Raw genomic sequence first — 20,302 nt, 5'->3', positions numbered from 1 at the left:
CCTTCCTTCACGATTGTGCCATCGTCTCCGGCAGCCAGAGAACGATGTCAGGGAACATAAACAACACCACAAGCACCAGAAGCTCGATAATGATAAAGGGAACGATGCCCCGATACAGCTCTGTCGCTTTGAGTTCCGGCGCCGCCCCCATGACGGCAAACAGGTTCAAGCCGACCGGCGGCGTTATTGCGGCGATTTCGATGAGCTTGAGGATGATAATCCCGAACCAGATTTCGTTGATGCCGAGCGTCTGGGAAATCGGAAACAGGAAGGGCAGCGTGATCACGATAAGCGAGAGCGAGTCCACAAACATGCCCATGACAATGAACATGATGGCAATATAGATCATCAGTTCCATGGGACTGACACCGAGACTTATGACAAGCTGATTGACCTCATCCGTAAAGCCGTTGATCAACAGCAACCGGCCCATCAACAACCCCCCGATCAGGATCACCATAAGGCGACCTGAAACAAGGGTGCCTTCCTTGAAGGATTCCCAGATATCAACCTTCGATAACCGCCGCATCGATAGCCCGAGCAGCAGCGCCCCGGCGGCACCCACAGCACCGGCGGCGGACGGGGAGAACAGGCCGGAATAGAGCCCGCCGATGATCAGCGTCGCCAGAAGCACAACGCCCCAGACCATCCGCAGGCCGCTTATCTTTTCCCGCAGGCTATAGGTTTCATCGGACATCGGCGCCCATTCCGGATACCGGATGAGGAAAAGGCGGATGCCCACCATATAGGATGTCGCGGTCAGTATTCCGGGCATCACCCCGGCCATCAGAAGCTGCCCCACCGACTGGTTGGTGAGGGAGGCAATGAGAATGATACCAATCGACGGCGGGATAAGTGCCGCCAATGTTCCTGCGGCGGCAATACTGCCCGCCGAAATTCCCGGCGAATAGCCAAAGCGCAGCATTTGCGGCATGGCAATCCGGGTGAAAACGGTCGAGGAGACGAGCGTCGATCCAGACGCGGCGGCAAATCCGGCCGATGCCATGATCGTCGCGTAGATCAGATTGCCTTTTGCCCGCGCCGTAAACCGGTGTACCGCCTCATACAGGCCTTCGATGATCCCGGCCCGTGAGGCGAATCCGCCCATCAGGATGAACATGGGAATGACGACAAGGGTGAAGTTGACCGCCGTATCGTAGGGCAACGTCTCCAGCATGGTCATGGCGAAATTCACATCCACGGCCACCCACATGCCAACAACGGCGACAATCATCATGGACCAGGCAATCGGCACCCCGAGAGCCAGCAGCAGCAGAAGCGCCGAGACGGCGAGCAGACCGGAAACCAGACTATCCATTTTCCGTCCCTCCGTTGCTGTCGCTCTCCTGAGGCAACGTCTTTTTATCGCGATGCCGGAAAAGCTGAATAAGTTGCAGTCCGGCAACCAGAATGGTGAACAGGAAGCCTAGGAACACCAGAAACTTCACCGGATAGATCGGGATTTGCAGAAAATCGATCGACTTTTCATTAAACGCCAGGCTTGATGTAAAAAGTTGCCAGGACGCGAAAGTCAGCAGGACAAGGACGGTAATGGCCGTAACATTCGCAATAACCAGACTGAGAAGTTTCCATCCCGATTTCAGTCGGCTGGAGAATATATCCACGACGACATGCTCCCGCCTTGCCATGACCAGCGGCTGCGACAGGAAAATGACGACGGCAAACAGAAGACCGCTGAGTTCCACCTTGAAAGGCAGATACATATTGAACAACTCGCCCAGAATGATGTCGGCCGCACCGACCGACATCATGATGACCAGAGCGAGTGCGCAGATAACATGCAACGTTAGCTCTATGGTTCGATACATCAGCCAGCTCAGTCTTTGAAGTTGGCTTGTTTGTCCCTGAGGACGGGCTCAAGGCGTTCAACGGCCTCTCCATACCCTCTTTCCGTCAGGTCCGCCGCCCATATATCGATCATGTTTCCGGCAGCTTCATCGAACTCTTTCGCTTCCTTGAAATTAACGTAGGTCACGCCATGTTCCGGGAAATCGACTTCGACGGTTTTCTTCGCAAGCGCAATGTTCTCTTCCGCCGCGACGTCCATCAGATCGCTGCTCACCTCTCTCATGAGGTTCTGGACATTTTCCGGCCACTGATCGAACAATTGCTTGTTAACGAAAATTCCCCAGACGGGCTGGGCGCCCATGTTCAGGTCGATGGCATATTTGGCAACTTCATAAAACTTGCCCGAAATCGCCTGCTCATGCGCGGCAAAGGTACAGTCCACTGTCCCCTTCTGCAGCGCGCCATACATTTCACTGTAGGGAATTGAGACAGGAACAACACCGACTTTCGACAGGAATTCCACCCAGTAAGGGGCACCCGGCACCCGGACACGCAAACCGTTCATATCCGCAAGTGTTTCAACCGGCTTCGTGCAGAACAGCCGATACGGGTTGCTTCCCTGATGGTAAAGCCCGATCACGCCGTTCTTGTCCATGTCCTCTCTCGTTTGCGGATCTTCCTGCCAGCGCCGCCATGTATCAACGGCATCTGCCGGGGTCTGGTGAACACGCAGAAGAGAGGCATTCCCGGCAACCGGCATCTCACGCGAGAAATATCCCTGTGCCGTCGCGCCGAGCTGTACCGCACCGGTGCCGGTCAACTTCAGGATTTCCTTCGGGCCACCCATGCTGCCGGCCCAGAATATCTTGGTCTTGATTTTGCCGCCGGACCGTTTCTCGACTTCATCGGCCCACCATTGCTCCCAGTTTGCACCCGCCGTATTGGAGGGAACAAAATGCGCCAGCCGCAGGTCCATTTCCGGATAGTCTTCCGCCAACGTCGTTCCCGCTGCCGTCGTTACCGACAGCATCGTCAGCGCCATCAATCCAAATTTGAAATTTTCTTTAATTTTCCCAATCATGACATCGTCCTTGTTAGTTTCATTGCGTTTTCTTATGTGGTCAGACTTGATAAATCTCCCGCCCACAAAGGGAATTAGGTATCTTTCTTCATATGAACTCCTGTATTAATTTATGAATCATTTTTCATTTTTTGTGTAAAACAAATCAGACAACTTCCTCGACTTCAGGCATCCACCAGAGCTTTGCTGTATTTTTCCCGAAGGTCGGTTTTGAGTATTTTCCCCATGGGAGAGCGCGGCATCTCGGCAATGACTTCATAGCGCCGCGGAATTTTGAAATCCGCGAGTTTATCTGCACAGAACTGCCGGATCGCTTCCGGATCTATGGTCACGCCCGGTGCGACCGTCAAAACCGCCAGCAGGTCCTCCCCCAGCTTATCATGCGGCACACCGATCACGGCTGCCTCTTCGACGCCGTCATATCGATGCAGCACGCTCTCTACTTCCTGGGTACCGATATTCAGGCCGCCGCGAATGACCATATCCTTCTTGCGGTCGACAACGAAGAGATAGCCTTCGCCATCCAGCTGTCCGAGATCGCCTGAGAACAGCCATCCGTCCTTTAAGGTTTCGCGGGTCGCCTCCTCATTCTTGAAATATCCCGAGAAGACAGACGGAGACCGTACAACGATCTCGCCAACAATATTCGGCCCGACGTCATTGCCATTCTCATCCACAATGCGGAGCTCGGTCTGAGGCCAGGGTGTGCCTGCCGACCCGATATGCGCCAGCGCCTCCGACCCAATGAGAACGGTCCCGCATGGGCCACCCTCGGTCTGGCCGTAGGTTTGTCGTACGTCGAGTTTCGGGAAGGTCGCGATCAAGCGGCGCGTCAGTTCGGCCGGCATCGCCGCCCCGCCCGCATCAATGATCTCAAGGGAAGACAGATCAAACGATGTTTCCTGGTACTTTTCCAGCAGGAAAATATAAAAGGCCGGAACACCGATATAGGTCGTCGTCCGCTCACGTTCCATACGGGCCAGGATATCCATGACATCCAGTTCCGGATCAACAACCGCTGTGGCACCGACAAACCAGCTTGGATACAGCAGGCAACGAATAGACGCCGTTGTGAAAAAGGGGAAGAAACTTTGATACACAGTTCCTGGTTCCAAGCTCATGGCTTGTGAAAAACCATAAGCACTGGCGACGACGCTTCGGTTGCTCATCAATGCCGCCTTGGGCCGCGATGTCGTGCCGGATGTGAACAGAATTTCGGAAATGTCATCGAGACCACGCTCTGGCCAGTCGACATCAACAACTTTCGCTTCATTGAACAGCTTCCGCCAGGAGAGAGTATCCTCTGTCACCTCATCGCCGACAAGCACTACATTCTCAAGAATGGATGCATCCGACCGGATATCCCTCACTCGGGGAAGCGTGGCCTCGCCACATATCAGAATGCGCGTATCGGCGAGGGTCACGGCGTGAAGTATCTCTTCCTGCGCGAAGCGTGCATTTACAGGCACGCACACCATGCCACCGAATGCACAGGCCAATAATGTCATAATGGCCTCATAGGCGGATTTGTTATCCAGAAGGACACCGATATGATCCCCTTGCTTCGCCCCGATCTCCATTAATGCCCGGGCAAATTTCTCACCTTGCCAGACCAGTTGGGAATAGGTGAGCCGTTCTTCATGGCCGTTTGCGGACCGCGCCACCAGCGCCAGCTGGTTCGGCGTCTTTTCCGCCTGCCCTCTTACCATCGTTGCTAGAGAGGTGTATCCACCCCAAAATTTTTCCAGACCGTTCTTGTCATGCATCATCAAGTCTCCTGCGCCAGATTACTTCGCGTGGCGTTGTTGAATGCCCCGGGAAATAATTTCCTTCATGATCTCGTTGGTACCGCCATATATCCGCTGGGCGCGCGCGTCGGCAAAGGCCCGGGCAACCGGATATTCCCACATATAGCCATAGCCACCGAACAGTTGCAGACACCGGTCTATTACCCGGCCCTGCATTTCCGAGAGCCATATCTTGGCCATTGACGCCACTTCGCTGGTCAGCTTTCCCTGAACGACCCGGCTCGCGCAATCATTGAGGAAGGATCGCCCCACCTCCAGTTCCGTCCGGATATCCGCAAGCGTGAATTTTGTTGACTGGAAGTCGCCGACCGACTGGCCAAAGACCTTTCGTTCATACACATAGTCAGAGGTGCGCTCGAACACGGTTTCGGCGACGGCCTGCGCCCAGACACCGACCAGCAGCCGCTCCACCGGCAGTTCCTGCATCAGATATTTGAGGCCCATCCCCTCTTCCCCCAGCATTGCATCGCCCGGCACCCGGACATCATCAAAGAAGAGCTCTGCCGTATCCTGCGCTTTCTGGCCGACCTTTTCGAGAAGGCGTCCGCGTTCAAACCCCTTGGTCTTTGTATCGACCAGAAACAGGCTCTTGGATTTCGATCCGGTATCCGGAGAGGTGTTGGCAACCACAATGATCAGGTCGGCAAGCCAGCCATTGGTGATAAAGGTTTTCTGTCCGTTCAGTATCCAGTCATCTCCGTCTTTCCGGGCGCGCAAACGCACTCCCTTCATGTCGGATCCCGCGCCAGGCTCGGTAATCGCAATACTGGTGATAACCTCACCCGAAACGCATCCCGGAAGCCATTGTTTCTTCTGCGCGTCCGTGCCCAGTCGGGCGATGTAGGGGACAATAATGTCGGAATGGGTAAAGAAGCCCGGGAGTGCGCATTCGCTTCTTGCCAGCTCTTCAACAACAATCATTGCATGGAGAAAATTGCCGCCGATCCCGCCGTATTCCTCGGGGACCATGGTACAGAGCAGGCCCTGCGATCCGGCCTTTTGCCAAAGCTCCCGATCTACGTAACCGCGCTTTTCCCATCCCGCATAATGTGGGGCAACTTCCTCTTCGAAAAACCGCCGCGCCGTTGCGCGCGTGAGCACATATTCTTCGCCCGCCAATTCCGGCAAAGACACATAGCTTTCCATTCTGCCCTCTTTCCAGACTTCCCAAATCTATATTGGCTGCTTTTGCAGTTGATTATCTTTGCAGGCGATGCCTGAACTCTCCCTGAGAGTGCGTCAAATCTAGAAAGGGACGTATTCTGAGTCAATATAAAAAATGATTTATGATTCATTTTTTATTTTCTTGCAAACAGCGATGAGCATTCCTCCCCTTCCTTCTCGCCGGGGAGTCTAATGATTGTACAATGTCATTCTGAATAGTGAGGCTAGCGCCATAGAGAAGCTAATCAGGGCATGGCGGGCCCGACGCTGGCGCTGGATAGACAAGCCTGCGCTTCACCGCCCTTACTGCGAATTGGGAGGTCTTCGTGCAAAGGCGGAAGTTTACGGCCACGGCTATCTCAACGCCAGCTCAGACACAATGTCCGGAAATAGCGGACATGCGGTTTTTAAAGGTCAATTCGTATAGCGATTGACGACGATACCAGCTTCTTCCCGGTCCCAAATCTGACCCAGACGTTCCTGCGCATCCTGTTTCAGCTTATATTTCTCGACCTTCTCCGTCATCGTTCTTGGAAGTTCCGAGACGAATTCGACAAATCGCGGCACCATGAAATAGGCCATATTATCGGCGCAATAACGGACCAGCTCTTCCTCATTGAGGGTATGCCCTTCTTTGCACTCCACGCTAACCATGACCTCATCTTCGCTCATCTCCGAATTAACGGCATAAGCGGCAACATCTTCAACAGCGGGATGTCCGAGAATGATTTGCTCCACCTCATAGGAAGATATATTTTCACCGCGCCGACGGATAGCATCCTTCTTGCGATCGACGAAATATAAAAAGCCATCTTCATCCATATAGCCGCGATCACCGGTATGGAACCAAAGATTACGCCGTGCCTCGGCGGTTGCGTCCGGCTTTTTATAATATCCCTGCGCCGTCATCCAGGGGACATCACAACGCAAGCAGATCTCCCCCGGTGTTCCCGTCGGCTGTGGCTGATCATCATCATCCATGATGGCAATTGTCATGTGCTCGCGTAGTTCCCCCGCCGACTTCCATTTTGCCGGAGGATGTTCCGGACTCAGGAAAGTCGCTCCGCCAAAATCCGTCAGGGCATAGACCGACGTAATCTTGAGTTCGTAGCGCTTTTCAAATTCGCGGGCAAAATCCGGTACAGGAACCATCATGCACATGCGTACCTTGTTTTCACGATCCTTCGGGCTTTCCGGTTGCGCCCAAATAATATTTGCCATCGCACCCAGCAGATTAAACTGTGTCACATCATTATCCCGCACCTCCTGCCAAAAGGCGCTTGCGGAAAAGCGCGGAGACACGACCAGCGTTGCATCAGCCATCAATGCAGGCAATGCACTGGTATTCAGCGCGTTGCCATGGAAAAGCGGCAGGCAAGTGTATATAACGTCTTCTGGTTGGTACCCGTAGTACTCTGCATAATCAATTGAACCGGAGACCATCATCTCATGCGGCTCCATATTCCCTTTCGACGGTCCCGTCGTTCCAGAGGTATAGAGCAGAAAGGCAAGATCACGGTTCCGGACGATATCTACGGGAAGGTCTTCTGCCGAGCCATCAAGCAGGGCTTCATAGTCGGTTACGTCACCGCGAATTGACGACCTTATGTCATCCGCCAAGGGCCGTCCGTCATCGACGACAATGACCCGGTCAATAGAGCATTGTTCCTGCACTGTAACAAAGCGGTCGACAAGACCACTATCTGCAATGAGAGCTGTGGAATCCGACTGGGTGAGATAATAGGCAAGCAGCTCTCCTTTCGCTGCCGTATTAACTGGCACACTTACAGCCCCGATCTTTGCCACCGCAAAATAAAGCAGCAATATTTCCGGCTTGTTATCCATCATGAAGGCGACATGCTGCCCCTTCTCAATACCGACACTCGTCAGTGAATGGGCAAGACGGTTACTGATCTCGTTAAACTCCTTGTAGGAATAACTGCGATCAAGGAACCGGAGAAATGTCTTGTCTCCATTCTTCTTCGCCTTCAACCGCAGAACATTCCCAAGAGTCCGGCCTTCAGCCGGAATTCCTACATTACGTAATCTTTCCATTGTTCTGCTTAACCTCCCAAATAGCTTTTATTTTTCTACCTATTTTTACTGGCTAATTCGTATGGCGGTTAACGACGATGCCCTCCGCCTCACGATCCCAGATTTCGCTCAAGCGCTCCTGGGCACTTTGCTTCAGTTTGTATTTTTCAATTTTCTCCGTCATCGTGCGCGGCAGCTCAGAAACGATTTCGACAAACCGCGGCACCATGAAATAGGCCATATTGTCTGCGCAGTAGCGAACGAGCTCGGCTGGATCCAGCGCCTTCCCGTCTTTGCAGGTAACGCTGACCATGACTTCATCCTCACTCATTTCCGAATTGACGGCATAGGCCGCGACATCCTCTACCGCCGGATGCCCCAGGATGATTTGTTCAACTTCATATGAGGAGATATTCTCGCCGCGTCGGCGGATTGCGTCCTTCTTGCGGTCAACGAAGTAGATATAACCATCTTCGTCGAGATAACCCCGGTCGCCTGTATGAAACCATTGATTGCGATTTGTATCGACCGTTGCCTGAGGCATCTTGTAGTATCCCCTTGCCGTAATCCAGGGAACATCACAGCGCACACAAATCTCGCCAGGCGTTCCCGCAGGCAAGGGATTGTCATCGTCATCCATAATGGAGACAGTCATGCCGCTTCGTGGCTGGCCCGCGGAACGCCATTTCTCATCCGGATGTTCCGGGCTCAGGAATGTGATGAACCCATAATCGGACAGCGCATAGACGGACGTGACCTTCAGGCCAAATCTCTCTTCAAATTCCCGGGCGAAATCAGGTACCGGCACCATCATACACAGACGCGCCTTGTTTTCGCGATCCCGCGGGCTAGGCGGTTGCGCCCAAAGAATATTCACCATCGCCCCAAGCAGACTGAAGGCTGTTACATCGTAGTTCCTGATCTCGTCCCAGAAATTGCTGGCGGAAAACCGGCGAGAGATAACGAGTGTCGCATCCGCCATCAACGCTGGAATGGCTGAGGTGTTCAGCGCATTGCCATGAAACAGCGGCAGGCAGGTATATAGAACGTCATCCGGACCGAAACCAAAGTACTCCACATGATCGATGGCCCCGCCAATCGTTCTGCCATGGGGCACCATGTTCCCTTTTGACGGGCCTGTGGTCCCGGACGTGTAGAGCAGCATGGAAATGTCGCGATTGCGGACCACTCCTTCAGGAAGGTCATCCGCCGGTGCTTCCAGCAGATTTCTATAGTCAATAATCTCGGCATTTAATTGCGGCATTTTTGCCGGATCAATAGCGCCTTGTTCGTCAAGAATGATGACTTTGCCTATGGCCTCACATTGGTCCTGCACAGCGCGAAATCGCTCAACAAGTCCGCTGTCGGAGATGAGGACAACTGAATCCGATTGATTCAGATAGTAGGCCAACAACTCACCTTTGGCCGCCGTATTAACCGGAACACTCACGGCGCCAATTTTTCCGAGCGCAAAGTAAAGGAATAGCTGCTCCGGCTTATTGTCCATCATAAAGGCGACATGCTGACCAGGTTCGACGCCGAGTTCAGACAATGCACGGCCCAGCCGATTACTAATTTCATGAAATTCTTTATAGGAATATTCGCGGCCTTCAAAACGGAGAAAGACCTTATCGCCATTTTTCTCCGCCTTGTGGCGTATGATGCTCCCCATTGTAAAATCTTCCAACGGGATACCCAGACTGCGTAATCGTTTCATGTTTTAACTAATCTTTCCTAAAAACAGAGGTAACGGCGTGCTGTCATCACATTCTTGCCAGGTCAATCGCAGGGGCATTCCAATCCGGAGTTCTGAGGGCGGCAAGTCGATAATGTTGCTGATCAGACGGACTTGCAGGCTTGGAAAGCCGACTACCGCGATGTTGTAGGGCACATAGGGCTTCAATTCTTCGGTAACGGCGTTATGTACAACCGTGTAACTGAATAACTCTGCTTCATTGGGTGCGGGATCCCATTCAACTTTGTCCGAACCGCAGAACCGACAAAATGGCGACGGCGGATGGCGGTGGCGCCCGCATGATCCGCATTGTTGAAACCGCAACTCGCGCTTACGACACCAGTCCCAAAACGGAACGGCATCCATGGGCGGGTTTGGCGAGGGCGTCGGTAAATATCTGCTCATCACGCTTTTCCCAGAATGGCGGCGGACGCACTATTGGCCAGCAGGCAAATCTCGGCATCGGGAACCTGCGACGTCGACGTTCCGCGAATTTGGCGGACCCCCTCTACCGCTAGGTTCAGTCCGTGGATATAAGCTTCGGAAAGATGTCCTCCGGAAGTATTGATGGGCAGCGCACCTGTCTCCCAACGAATGTTACCGTCGGCGACATAGGCACCCGCCTCTCCACGACCGCAAAACCCAAAGCTCTCAAGATTCATCAGGACAAAATAGGTAAAATGATCATATATCTGAGCTGTATCTACATCCTGCGGCCCAATGCCAGCCTTACCATAAACAAGGCTGGCCAGCGCCGTTCCCCCGCCTGCCCTGTAATCCTCTGCCGGCATATTATGCGACCCTAGTCCACCGGATCCCCAGCCAGGCTCCGACGCCTGCCCGGCTGCCAGCACTCGAACGGTCGGGCCGGCCAGATCGCGGGCGCGCTCCGCCGTCGTCACAATCAACGCACAAGCGCCATCATTTTCCTGACAGCAGTCATAAAGACGGAAAGGATCCGCAACCATTCGGGAACTCAAATATGTATCCAGATCGAGCGGACGGTCTTTAAAAACGGCGCGCGGATTACGTGCTGCATTGGCGCGTCCGTTTAAAGCAATCTCGGCAACCTGTTCTTCCTGAATACTAAAGTCATGCTTATATTTCTGCGCGAGGGGTGCCAGCATGAAGGGCGGGGCATACATCCCAAACGGATCGAGAAATCCCGGACTATGCGGCACACCATAGCCTTGACCGAAGCGCTTTCTTTGCCCCTGACAAAGCGAGCGAAACACCGCGACGTAATTCGCCGCACCGGACTCCACCGCCGCCGCGGCTTGAGCAATCGCCGCAAAGCATCCGCCGCCGCCGCCGCCCCAGGCCATAGTCGTATAGCGTAGTTTGGGCAAGCCAAGCGATTCCTGTATCAGCCAGGGGACGCTTTCATCATTTGCATATGATGACAAGCCATCTATCTCATTCAAATTCAGTCCGGTGTCTTTTGCGGCAGTGGCGATAGCGGCGCATGCCAAAGCGAGCTCACTACGATCTTCAATTCCGCCCCGGCGCGTATAGTCCGTTTCTCCAATGCCGACAATGCATGCTTGATATCCGGCGCCTGTTTGCGCACTCATAGTCCCGCACCTTTCAATGCTGCTAGCGAACAGCTTCTGTACTCTTTTTAATTGTTGTTCAGTTCTAAGAATGATCATTTCACAGGCTCATTATTATGTCAATATATGAAAAATTTATTCATCTATTGAACATTTTTTATATTCTTGCCATGTTACTTTTTATGGATATTTTCAATCTGATGAGATATGTCACTAAATCTTTGGATGGATTGCGTCTTATAATCTGCGCGTTAAAAGGGCGAACCTGATATGTTGTCTAACAAACCCTCTGCTTCTTCCGACATTCTTATCCAAAAGTTTTGCGCTTGCGAGAACGGCCTTGGAATATGACCGCTGAATGGAGAGACCATGCCCTCATTTGAACCCGTAACCGCCGTTGTCAGAGCCTTGACCGTGCTGCGAATCGTCAATGAACTTGATTTCGCCTCAATCAAGCAGATTCACAAAGAATCCAAGCTCCATCGCTCGACAGTCCTGCGGATGCTCGAAACATTGATGCACGAAGGGTATGTCGTACGCGACGAACAGTCCGGTATGTACAAACCCACCGGAAAAACGCTGTTGCTGAGCAGTGGTTTCGACGAAAAACGTCAGCTCTCCCAGTTAGCCGCCCCGACTATGCTAGCTCTGAGGGAGAGGATTGGCTGGCCGTCCGATTTCGCTATTCTGGACGGCAACGAGATGATGATCGTCGAGACAAGCCGCGAATATAATATCATGGCCATCAATCATCAGGCTGGCGTGCGTCCTCCATTGTTATTAACGTCTCTCGGCAGGGCATATCTCGCCTTCTGCACGGAATCAAAAAGAGAGAAAATCCTCAAGTCGCTGGCGGAGTCAAAACGTTCCACCACCGCTCCGGCGCGAGAGGATCCCGATGGGGTCGAAAAGATGCTGGCGGAAATTCGCAAACAAGGATACGCCGTGCCCGACCCGGATTTTAATAAATCTGCATCCTCAGGAGCAGGGCTGGTCACCGGGTTCAGCGTTCCCGTATTCAAGAAAGACGAGGTTTATGCCAGCCTCAGCACATCTTTTCTGATGAGCGCCATGTCTCTCCAGCAAGGGGTCAAAATGCTGTTTCCAGCGTTACGAGAAACCGCAGACACCCTCGGCAAAATCATTAGCGAAAGCTATAACTGATCGGCAATTACCTGCGGGATTGTTATCTACGATTTTGTAAACAACGGGATTGTTTGTCCGTTCCCGGCTTGCCCCCAAATAAGTTTGAGTTTCATGCCAATCTGAAGCTCATCTGGCTCGGCATCGATCACATTGGAAACTATCCGTACTCCCCCCATTGTTGGAAAGCCGACCAAGGCAACATTGTAGGGAACGCGCTCACGAACAGCCGGATGCGCAGGATGGTGGATCACCGTATAGCTGAACAGCTCACCCTCCTCCGGGGCCTCCACCCATTCGATCTGATCCGATTGACAATGCGGACAAAAAGGGCCGGGCGGATGCCGAAAGGTTTTACAACTCCCGCACCGCTGAAACGTTAATTTCTTTTGCGTGCAATTCTCCCAATATGCTGCATCGTCAACAGAGGGGGTCGGTCCGGGAACAGCTTCAGGCATGTAATGCATTTCGTTATACTCCTTTTTATCTATGCCTATTATCCGACCAAAACCAATGCGATTTCAGGAAAGGCAATCAGCAACACAATGATCAGAATTTCCATAAGGACGAATGGGATACATCCCTTGAATATTTCGCCGAGCGGAGCATCAGGAACACTACTTTTAACAACAAAAACATTTAGGCCAACCGGCGGTGTAATGCATCCCAATTCAACAGCCTTTACAACAATGATTCCGAACCAGATCGGATCATACCCTAGCTCCAGGATAATCGGAAAGACGATCGGCATCGTGATCAAAATCATCGAGATACCGTCGACCAAAGCGCCCAGAACAAGATAAATGAGAATGATCAATGCAAAGATAGCTACCGGGGGTAGATCGAGATGGACAATGGTATCTGCGACCAATGCAGGCAGCTGTGACATATTGAGAGCAAGGCTAAATAAACCCGCACCAACGATCAATATGAAGATTGATGAGGTGCCCGCGCCTGTTTCCCATAGGCCGGCCTTAAGGTTTTCCCAAGCGTTTTTTCGTCGCAGGACCATTAAAAGGCTAAGCAGGGCTCCTATGGCGGCTGCCTCCGTAGCTGTTGCAACACCGAGATAGATTGACCCCATAACAACGCTGAACAACAACAGAACTTCCCAGGAGCGTCCCAGAGCAACAAAGCGCTCTTTCCAGGCGGCCTTTTCAATGCCGCCCTCCATTCCGGCAAGTTCCGGCTTTATCTTTACCATGACATAGATGCAAATCATATATATCACAGCAGTCAAAATTCCGGGCAATATCGCTGCAATGAACAGTTTCACCAATGATACTTCTGTAATGAAGGAATAGATAACCAGAACACCGCTGGGCGGGATCAATACGCCAAGCGTTCCCCCCGCTGCTATACACCCCCCTGCCAAGGAATGTTTATATCCACGAAGGCGCATTTCCGGCAGTGCGACACGCGCCATGGTCGACGCGGTCGCGACACTGGAGCCACAAACCGCAGAAAAGGCTGCACAGGCAAAGACGGTTGCAATCGCCAAACCACCCGGGATATGGCCCAGCCAACGCTGTCCGGCCTCAAATGCGTAGCGTGAGAGGTTCGCCGAAAACGCCATATAGCCCATAAACAAAAATAAGGGCAGGACGATGAAGGAAAATGTGGCCGTATAGGAATAAGGAAAGTTGGCGAGCAAATACTCAACCGCTCCCCAGGACCGCATCGCAATAATACCGGCGACGCCTGTCGTTGCCAAGGCAATGGCGATAGGGATGCCGGACAGCAGCAACACCAGCATCACGCTGACGAGTAAGGTACCTATAAGTGTGGGATCCATTCAGATGCTCACTTTCTCATCATCTACCGCACTTTTCGGAACCAGGCCGATGTGCCGCAGGAAATCAAAAAGAAACTGTAATGTCAGACAACATAATCCGATGGTGATAAGAATGCGGGATGGCCAAATAGGAAATGCAATGATGCCATAGCTTGATTCCCCACTAAGGGTCATGCTCCATGCGAGACCCGCCGTCAGCCATGCCAACAATCCAAGCAAGATTGTCGATAGCGCTGACGTCAGGATATTAACAACACGCAATATATTTTCTGGCAGCAATCTGGTTACCAGATCAATTGCAAAGTTATGGCGCCGCTGCTGCGCCGCTGCCATCCCCAGATAAATCAGGGCAACCAGCAGAAGCACAGCGAACTCGTTTCCCCCCGTGAGCGGCATATTGAGAAAAGTCCGACCCACAACATCTATCACTATGACAAGCATTGTAAGCAAGGTCAGGAAGCCACTGGCGATTCCCAATTTCAGAAGGAACCGTTCTAGGCCCAAGACAAATTTTTCGATCATGACCAATATCCAGTATGGTGAGGAGCGTGCGAAAGGAGTATTTAATCCTTTCGCCAGCGCTTCCGTCAAAGATCAATCAAGAACCACATTGTTCCGTGTATAACTGAAAGCCGGTCTTATAGTCAGACTCTGGCTCGTATTTCTTAACTAGTGCAATGTAACCATCCAAGACGCTTTGGGCATCCACGTTCGCTGCTTCTGAAGCCCACTTAACCCAGGCATCTGCAATCGGCTGATAAGCAATTTCCCGGACTTGCTGGGCTGCTTCGTCTGAGAATACGGTAATTTTCAAATCACCCTTGGAAGCGATTTCACAGAGCTTTTCCGCCGCTTTTTTTACCTCTTCCGCATGCAGTTTCGCAAAAACATCGACTGTTTCCGCAGCAACTTCAGATATTATTTTTTGATTTTCGGGACTAAGGCTGTTCCAGCGATCCAGATTCATAGAAACCATGTTGGTCGCATAAACACCCATTCGACCACCGTCGGTGCCAAATTTGGCGATATCAGGGAGCCCGCTTTTGATGGCAGAGTCGAACGGAGCAGAAGACATTGCATCAACAACCCCTCGCCCCATTCCCTCAACAGCTTCCGGAAAAGGAACCGCGACCGTAGTCGCACCCAGTTCTTCCATCACGTCCGCAATTGCAAGAACGGCACGTACTTTAAGTCCTTCATAGTCAGACGCTTTTGTGATCGGCACGCGAGACCAGGTAGAATTTTCAGCATATCCACGTGAATATAGAAGCTTTGCATTTCGGCCTTCATATTCTTTGCGTAAATCTTCATTGCTCAGGTAAAGTTCATTAAATGCCTTTGTAACAGCGTCCGTTTTTTCCGTAATGAAGGGAAGCGTTACATTGGTCAGCGGATAGTCATTCCGATTATAAGCGCTCGGCACGCCTGCGACTATGTCAGCAGCACCTCGTGAGAGACCGGGATACAGATCCGATGCTTTAAGTAGTGAACCGCTGAAATAGCGTTCGAAAACAATTTCCCCGTTACTGCGTTTTTCTACTTCATCCATAAACCAAATATCAGCTTGTGAAGAGGTATATACTTCGGAAATGTAATTTGCGTATATCAATGTCTCTTTGGCTTCACTGTTGGACGGCGCTCCGACAACGATAACACCAGCGAGCCCCAACGCGCCGAGGATAAATTTCGACATTCTCATATCTGTGTCTCCCTTTCTTTTTATTGCGGACGAAATATTACTGGTCACCGCTTGAACCAGGTATTCGGAGGTTTCTCTTTCAAACATGTTGATTATCTCATATCATTGCGCATATAGTCAACAGATGAAATAACTGTTCATATAATGAACATTTTAATAGATTTCAAAATTCTGACCAACAGCAAAAAGAAGTACAGAATGAGCAAGGAGAATTTCATGACCAATCGAAAACATAGCGCCTGTATCGTCGGCATCGGCCAGACACCATACAAAAGGTGGGGGGCCGTGACCGAAGAGAGTGAATTCAGCCTCGCCTGCAAAGCAATCATGGCCGCAGCTGAGGATGCCGGATTGCCTCTTAGTGAAATCGACGGCTTCTCAGCTCATTCAGACGATAGAAACGATCCGGCCCGATTGGAAGTCACTTTGGGGATCAAACAACTTCGGCTGGCGACAATGGTATGGGGCGGCGGAGGTGGAGGCGCCAGTGCCTCCCTGTCCCATGCCGTTGCTGCAGTGGAAAACGGAACCGCAAACTATGTTGTCGTCCTCAGAGCTCTCTGCCAGGGACAACAATTCCGTTATGGACAGTTTCATGAATGGAGTGCCCATCAAAAATTTGCATCTCCATACGGTTTGTTTTCTCCGCCCGGTCAAGCAGCCCTTACGTTCCGTCGTTATATGCATCGCTACGGTTTAACCGAGGAGAAGCTGGCACGCGTTGCCCTCGCTTGCCGGGCGAACGCTAACAGGAATCCAAATGCGGTGATGTACGAAAAGCCGCTTGATCTGGAAACATACCTCTCCGGTCGAATGATTGCAGATCCTTATCGCGTCTATGACTGCTGTCTTGAAACTGACGGCGCCTGTGCCTTAATTGTAACGACCCGTGAACGCGCGGCAGATCTTCGTGGAAAGCCCGCACATATTCTTGCGGTTGGCCAAGGTGGTGATGGCCGATGGGGTACAGGTAATTTCGGTAACTACAACATGCCGGAAGAAATTTTTTCTATCGGGCCGCAAAAAAGACTGGCGGACGAGCTATTTGCCAGAGCAGGGATTGAACGATCCGACGTCGATGTCGCCCAGATATATGATGCATTCAGTGGCGGCGTTATCACAACACTGGAGGCTTTTGGCTTTTGTGGCCTTGGAGAAGCCGGTGACTTCGCAGCAGACGGCAACCTCGACTGGCCAAATGGCGGCCTTCCCATCAATACGGCGGGCGGTCTGCTGTCAGAAGCATATGTCCACGGGTTGAATCTTCTCGTCGAGGGGGTCAGGCAAATACGTGGCGAATCCACCTCTCAGGTTGAAGATACAAAAATATGCCTCGTAACCGCTGCGGCAGTGACACCCACCAGCGCAACACTTCTCGGAAAAGAGCCGAGTTAATAAACACGATAATCGCGGCCCCAGAGAGCAAGGAGATAGTGATATGCATTATGATATTCTCATCCGGAATGGCACAGTCGTAGATGGTCTCGGCGACGCGCCCTATCAGGCCGATGTTGGAATTCTGAATGGCGTCATTGCAGAGATGGGCTCGCTACAGGGCACCGCAGACGAAGAAATTGACGCGACTGGAAAGCTGGTAACCCCCGGGTTTGTGGATATTCACACCCATTATGACGCACAGGCAACCTGGTCGGATCGACTCACCCCGTCTTCCAGCCACGGCGTAACCACCGCAGTGATGGGAAATTGCGGGGTCGGCTTTGCTCCATGCCGGCCGGAAGATCATGACAACCTCATCCGCCTGATGGAAGGCGTTGAAGATATTCCGGGTGTGGTCATGACCGAGGGCATCCCCTGGAAGTGGGAATCATTCCCCGAATTTCTCGATTTTCTGGACCAGCGCCAGTACGATATCGATATTGGCGCCTATATACCTCATGCTCCGCTGCGCGTATATACAATGGGTAATCGCGGTATTAATCGCGAACCGGCCACTGCCTCTGACCTCGCCCAGATGTCAAATATTGTATCTGAAGCAATCGAAGCTGGCGCTCTTGGTTTCTCAACATCCCGCAGCCTTAATCACCGTTCCAGCGACCAGCATTTGATGCCTGGTATTTCCGCCTCGGAAAGTGAGCTGATCGCAATTGGCAAAGGCATCAAAAATGCCGGAACAGGGCTTTTACAGTTTATTACAGAATTCAGCGAGGTCGAATCTGACTTCGCAATGTTAAGGCGAGTGACGGAACAATCAGGTGTTCCCATGACATTCTCTCTATCCCAGCGTTCTAAAACACCGGATTTATGGCGATCTATTCTGCAACTTGCAGAACAGGCGAATCAGGAAGGCATAAGTATCAAGCCGCAGGTCTACTGCCGCCCGATAGGGCTGCTTCTTGGACAAAAGCTGCACTATAACTTCTTTTCTTTCTCGCCAAGCTACATAGCAATAAAGGATTTGCCGGCAGACGAAAGGCTGAGACTGATGCAGCAGCCGGAAATACGCCGAAAGATAATCGATGAATTTCCTGCAGAGGCCTTCGAATCAGTTGTTAACAGCTCTCTGGTCGATCTTGAAAATATCTATCTGATGACGGAAAGCTTCGATTATTCGCCCAGAGCGGAAGACAGTTTGGCGGCGATTGCCAAACAGCGCGACCTTCCGCTTGCTGAACTTGCATATGATCTGTTGATTGAAAACAATGGTGAAAATGTTTTCTACGCCCCGGCACTTAATTATGCAGATAAAAACCTTGATGCCGTGGAAGAAATGCTCAAGCACCCTGATACGCTGTTTGGCCTTGGTTACGGTGGCGCCCATGTCGGCATCATTTGCGATGCCAGCGGCCAGACCTTCATGCTGCAACATTGGGTCGGCGATGGGGACAAGGGGTCAATCTCTATCAGCCAGATCATAAAATCCCTGACCTCTGACAATGCACGGGCAATGAATTTGATGGATCGCGGCGTCCTCGCGCGGAACTATCGCGCCGATATCAATGTTATTGATCGCGATCATCTGAAACTTCATCGCCCCGAAATGCAGTATGATCTGCCTCTCGGTAGCGGGCGCCTTGTTCAGAAGGCGGATGGATATATTGCCACCATTGTCGCCGGAGAAATCACCTACCGAAACGGAGAGCCAACGGGACGGCTACCTGGCAGACTGGTGCGCGGCGTCCAACACGCACCCGTTTAGGACGGAGACACATTCCCACCCAGAGATCCAACAATAACAAGATAAGAAGAAAGTATAAGATGAAGGCATTATTGATAGGCGGCACCGGACCCACCGGACGGTTTCTGGTGAAAGGGCTTCTTGAACGTGGTTACGAGGTAAGCATGCTCAATCGCGGGGGTCGGGATGACAGCCATATCCCGGCCGAAGTCGAACGGATCAAAGCGGACCCGCATTTTCATGAATCGCTTGCACCGGCGCTGGAGGGACGGCATTTCGATGTGGTGATTGGTGCCTATGGCCGGATAAAAGTCGTCTCCGATGTTGTGGCGCCCCTGACCGACCGGTTGATCACAATCGGCGGCATGGCAATTTTTCGTGGCTTTGCAGATCCCAAATCCGTGTTTCCGACAGGCTGTACCGTTCCGCTCAGCGAAACAACGCCGTTGCTGCGATCGCCGGAGGATCATGCTTTTGGCTATAAGATGCTTGACGCTGAGCGCCATGTTATGGCGCATCACGGAGAGGACTGCAATGTCAGCCATTTCCGATATCCTCTGATCTATGGGGCGGGACAGGTTATGCCCATTCGATTCTGGTGGTTTCTCCAGCGCTGCCTCGACAAACGCCGCCGCGTAGCACTGCCGGACGCAGGGTTGACGCTCATTAGCAATGGATTCGCAGAGAACATGGCCCATGCCGTGCTGCTTGGCGTTGACCAACCCGAAAATTCGGCAGGCAAGATCTATAACTGCGCCGATCAGCGGCAGTTTACGCTCGCGCAGCTTGGGGAAGTGCTCTTCGAAGCAATGGGAGGAGAGATAGAGGTCGTTTCAATTCCTGACTCCATGGCGTCCCACGCTCGGGTGTTACAAGTGTTCAACGATGCAGATTTCCATCGGATGTTCGATATTTTTCCGCTTCAACATGATCTTGGCTATCGCGATATCGTTGATCCGATCGAAGGATTACGCCAGACGGTCCGTTGGTATCAGGAAAATCCACCAGGAGACAGTGTCGCCGAGGAGGTGCGTGCCCACTATCCTGTCGAGGATGCCTTGATTGCCCTTCATGACGAAGCGATGGCCAAAATGATGGCCTTGGATCACATCGAGACTGAATATGTCCATGGCTATGCACATCCCAAAAAAATGGGAGAGACGCGGGATCATCGCGGGCGCTAAACCCCATAATTCAACCTATAACAGATCAAGAAAAACTGTAATTCCAGACATATTATCTGCGAATGCAGGTTAGAACTTGAGATAATGTATTTTCCATAAATCAATCAAAAGTTGATTTCCGAAACACAAAATGCCTACTATCCAAAATCTGAGAATTTTTC

The 20,302-nt window shown here is 51.9% G+C and carries 17 protein-coding genes; 4 read left to right on the top strand and 13 right to left on the bottom strand.

What is annotated here, in order from left to right:
- Window positions 1-7: 7 nt before the first annotated feature.
- The 9 genes from AAC599_RS15675 to AAC599_RS15635 all read right to left on the bottom strand — a co-directional run bounded on the left by AAC599_RS15675 (window position 8) and on the right by AAC599_RS15635 (window position 11,205).
- Window positions 8-1,318 carry a TRAP transporter large permease subunit gene (locus AAC599_RS15675; RefSeq protein ID WP_340151347.1) on the bottom strand — a complete coding sequence of 437 codons (1,311 nt, stop codon included), beginning with the start codon at window positions 1,316-1,318 and terminating at the stop codon, window positions 8-10.
- Window positions 1,311-1,829 carry a TRAP transporter small permease gene (locus AAC599_RS15670; RefSeq protein ID WP_340151346.1) on the bottom strand — a complete coding sequence of 173 codons (519 nt, stop codon included), beginning with the start codon at window positions 1,827-1,829 and terminating at the stop codon, window positions 1,311-1,313. The genes AAC599_RS15675 and AAC599_RS15670 overlap by 8 nt, the downstream gene beginning before the upstream one ends.
- 8 nt (window positions 1,830-1,837) lie before the next feature.
- A complete protein-coding gene (gene dctP, locus AAC599_RS15665; protein WP_340151345.1) occupies window positions 1,838-2,890 on the bottom strand; it encodes a TRAP transporter substrate-binding protein DctP in 1,053 nt (350 codons plus the stop codon).
- Between the two features lie 164 nt (window positions 2,891-3,054).
- The gene (locus AAC599_RS15660) at window positions 3,055-4,659 is read right to left on the bottom strand and encodes a class I adenylate-forming enzyme family protein (protein ID WP_340151344.1); all 1,605 of its coding nucleotides are present in this window, start codon (window positions 4,657-4,659) and stop codon (window positions 3,055-3,057) included.
- 18 nt (window positions 4,660-4,677) lie between these two features.
- Entirely contained in the window at window positions 4,678-5,844 is a 1,167-nt protein-coding gene (locus AAC599_RS15655) for an acyl-CoA dehydrogenase family protein (protein WP_340151343.1), read from the bottom strand.
- 432 nt (window positions 5,845-6,276) lie between these two features.
- Entirely contained in the window at window positions 6,277-7,917 is a 1,641-nt protein-coding gene (locus AAC599_RS15650; protein ID WP_340151342.1) for an ATP-dependent acyl-CoA ligase, read from the bottom strand.
- Window positions 7,918-7,969: 52 nt separating this feature from the next.
- Window positions 7,970-9,613: an AMP-binding protein gene (locus tag AAC599_RS15645; protein WP_340151341.1), complete on the bottom strand. Its 1,644-nt coding sequence runs from the start codon at window positions 9,611-9,613 to the stop codon at window positions 7,970-7,972.
- 3 nt (window positions 9,614-9,616) lie between these two features.
- Window positions 9,617-10,036, bottom strand: coding sequence for an OB-fold domain-containing protein (locus AAC599_RS15640; protein WP_340151340.1), 420 nt, complete (start codon window positions 10,034-10,036; stop codon window positions 9,617-9,619).
- Entirely contained in the window at window positions 10,036-11,205 is a 1,170-nt protein-coding gene (locus tag AAC599_RS15635; RefSeq protein ID WP_340151339.1) for a hypothetical protein, read from the bottom strand. The genes AAC599_RS15640 and AAC599_RS15635 overlap by 1 nt, the downstream gene beginning before the upstream one ends.
- Before the next feature lie 348 nt (window positions 11,206-11,553).
- On the opposite strand from AAC599_RS15635, the gene AAC599_RS15630 reads away from it, so the two are divergent.
- Window positions 11,554-12,348 carry a helix-turn-helix domain-containing protein gene (locus AAC599_RS15630; protein ID WP_340151338.1) on the top strand — a complete coding sequence of 265 codons (795 nt, stop codon included), beginning with the start codon at window positions 11,554-11,556 and terminating at the stop codon, window positions 12,346-12,348.
- 26 nt (window positions 12,349-12,374) lie between these two features.
- Here the strand turns inward: AAC599_RS15630 and AAC599_RS15625 are convergent, their stop codons facing one another.
- The 4 genes from AAC599_RS15625 to dctP (AAC599_RS15610) form a co-directional block, all read right to left on the bottom strand.
- Complete coding sequence (locus tag AAC599_RS15625; RefSeq protein WP_340151337.1) at window positions 12,375-12,794, bottom strand: Zn-ribbon domain-containing OB-fold protein; 420 nt, start codon at window positions 12,792-12,794, stop codon at window positions 12,375-12,377.
- Between the two features lie 29 nt (window positions 12,795-12,823).
- The gene (locus tag AAC599_RS15620) at window positions 12,824-14,122 is read right to left on the bottom strand and encodes a TRAP transporter large permease (protein WP_340151336.1); all 1,299 of its coding nucleotides are present in this window, start codon (window positions 14,120-14,122) and stop codon (window positions 12,824-12,826) included.
- Window positions 14,123-14,644: a TRAP transporter small permease gene (locus AAC599_RS15615; RefSeq protein ID WP_340151335.1), complete on the bottom strand. Its 522-nt coding sequence runs from the start codon at window positions 14,642-14,644 to the stop codon at window positions 14,123-14,125.
- A gap of 76 nt (window positions 14,645-14,720) precedes the next feature.
- Complete coding sequence (gene dctP, locus AAC599_RS15610; protein ID WP_340151334.1) at window positions 14,721-15,908, bottom strand: TRAP transporter substrate-binding protein DctP; 1,188 nt, start codon at window positions 15,906-15,908, stop codon at window positions 14,721-14,723.
- A 129-nt stretch (window positions 15,909-16,037) separates the two neighbouring features.
- Between dctP (AAC599_RS15610) and AAC599_RS15605 the strand changes: the two genes are divergently transcribed.
- The 3 genes from AAC599_RS15605 to AAC599_RS15595 are packed head-to-tail and all read left to right on the top strand — an operon-like array spanning window position 16,038 to window position 20,141.
- On the top strand, window positions 16,038-17,216 hold the full coding sequence (locus AAC599_RS15605) for a hypothetical protein (RefSeq protein WP_340151333.1): 1,179 nt from the start codon (window positions 16,038-16,040) through the stop codon (window positions 17,214-17,216).
- Between the two features lie 43 nt (window positions 17,217-17,259).
- On the top strand, window positions 17,260-18,978 hold the full coding sequence (locus tag AAC599_RS15600; RefSeq protein ID WP_340151332.1) for an amidohydrolase family protein: 1,719 nt from the start codon (window positions 17,260-17,262) through the stop codon (window positions 18,976-18,978).
- A 59-nt stretch (window positions 18,979-19,037) separates the two neighbouring features.
- Complete coding sequence (locus AAC599_RS15595) at window positions 19,038-20,141, top strand: hypothetical protein (protein ID WP_340151331.1); 1,104 nt, start codon at window positions 19,038-19,040, stop codon at window positions 20,139-20,141.
- Window positions 20,142-20,302 lie beyond the last annotated feature (161 nt).

This window comes from uncultured Sneathiella sp. (genome assembly GCF_963976355.1).
Classification (GTDB): domain Bacteria; phylum Pseudomonadota; class Alphaproteobacteria; order Sneathiellales; family Sneathiellaceae; genus Sneathiella.
This window is presented reverse-complemented; position numbering and strand designations above follow the sequence as displayed.

Excerpts from the sequence above, each read along its gene's own strand:
- dctP (WP_340151334.1), bottom strand. The coding sequence starts at position 15,908 with ATGTTTGAAAGAGAAACCTCCGAATACCTGGTTCAAGCGGTGACCAGT.
- AAC599_RS15620 (WP_340151336.1), bottom strand. The coding sequence starts at position 14,122 with ATGGATCCCACACTTATAGGTACCTTACTCGTCAGCGTGATGCTGGTG.
- AAC599_RS15640 (WP_340151340.1), bottom strand. The coding sequence starts at position 10,036 with ATGAGCAGATATTTACCGACGCCCTCGCCAAACCCGCCCATGGATGCC.
- AAC599_RS15670 (WP_340151346.1), bottom strand. The coding sequence starts at position 1,829 with ATGTATCGAACCATAGAGCTAACGTTGCATGTTATCTGCGCACTCGCT.
- AAC599_RS15605 (WP_340151333.1), top strand. The coding sequence starts at position 16,038 with ATGACCAATCGAAAACATAGCGCCTGTATCGTCGGCATCGGCCAGACA.
- AAC599_RS15595 (WP_340151331.1), top strand. The coding sequence starts at position 19,038 with ATGAAGGCATTATTGATAGGCGGCACCGGACCCACCGGACGGTTTCTG.
- AAC599_RS15630 (WP_340151338.1), top strand. The coding sequence starts at position 11,554 with ATGCCCTCATTTGAACCCGTAACCGCCGTTGTCAGAGCCTTGACCGTG.
- AAC599_RS15660 (WP_340151344.1), bottom strand. The coding sequence starts at position 4,659 with ATGATGCATGACAAGAACGGTCTGGAAAAATTTTGGGGTGGATACACC.
- AAC599_RS15635 (WP_340151339.1), bottom strand. The coding sequence starts at position 11,205 with ATGAGTGCGCAAACAGGCGCCGGATATCAAGCATGCATTGTCGGCATT.
- AAC599_RS15655 (WP_340151343.1), bottom strand. The coding sequence starts at position 5,844 with ATGGAAAGCTATGTGTCTTTGCCGGAATTGGCGGGCGAAGAATATGTG.
- AAC599_RS15615 (WP_340151335.1), bottom strand. The coding sequence starts at position 14,644 with ATGATCGAAAAATTTGTCTTGGGCCTAGAACGGTTCCTTCTGAAATTG.
- AAC599_RS15600 (WP_340151332.1), top strand. The coding sequence starts at position 17,260 with ATGCATTATGATATTCTCATCCGGAATGGCACAGTCGTAGATGGTCTC.
- AAC599_RS15625 (WP_340151337.1), bottom strand. The coding sequence starts at position 12,794 with ATGCATTACATGCCTGAAGCTGTTCCCGGACCGACCCCCTCTGTTGAC.
- AAC599_RS15650 (WP_340151342.1), bottom strand. The coding sequence starts at position 7,917 with ATGGAAAGATTACGTAATGTAGGAATTCCGGCTGAAGGCCGGACTCTT.
- AAC599_RS15675 (WP_340151347.1), bottom strand. The coding sequence starts at position 1,318 with ATGGATAGTCTGGTTTCCGGTCTGCTCGCCGTCTCGGCGCTTCTGCTG.
- dctP (WP_340151345.1), bottom strand. The coding sequence starts at position 2,890 with ATGATTGGGAAAATTAAAGAAAATTTCAAATTTGGATTGATGGCGCTG.
- AAC599_RS15645 (WP_340151341.1), bottom strand. The coding sequence starts at position 9,613 with ATGAAACGATTACGCAGTCTGGGTATCCCGTTGGAAGATTTTACAATG.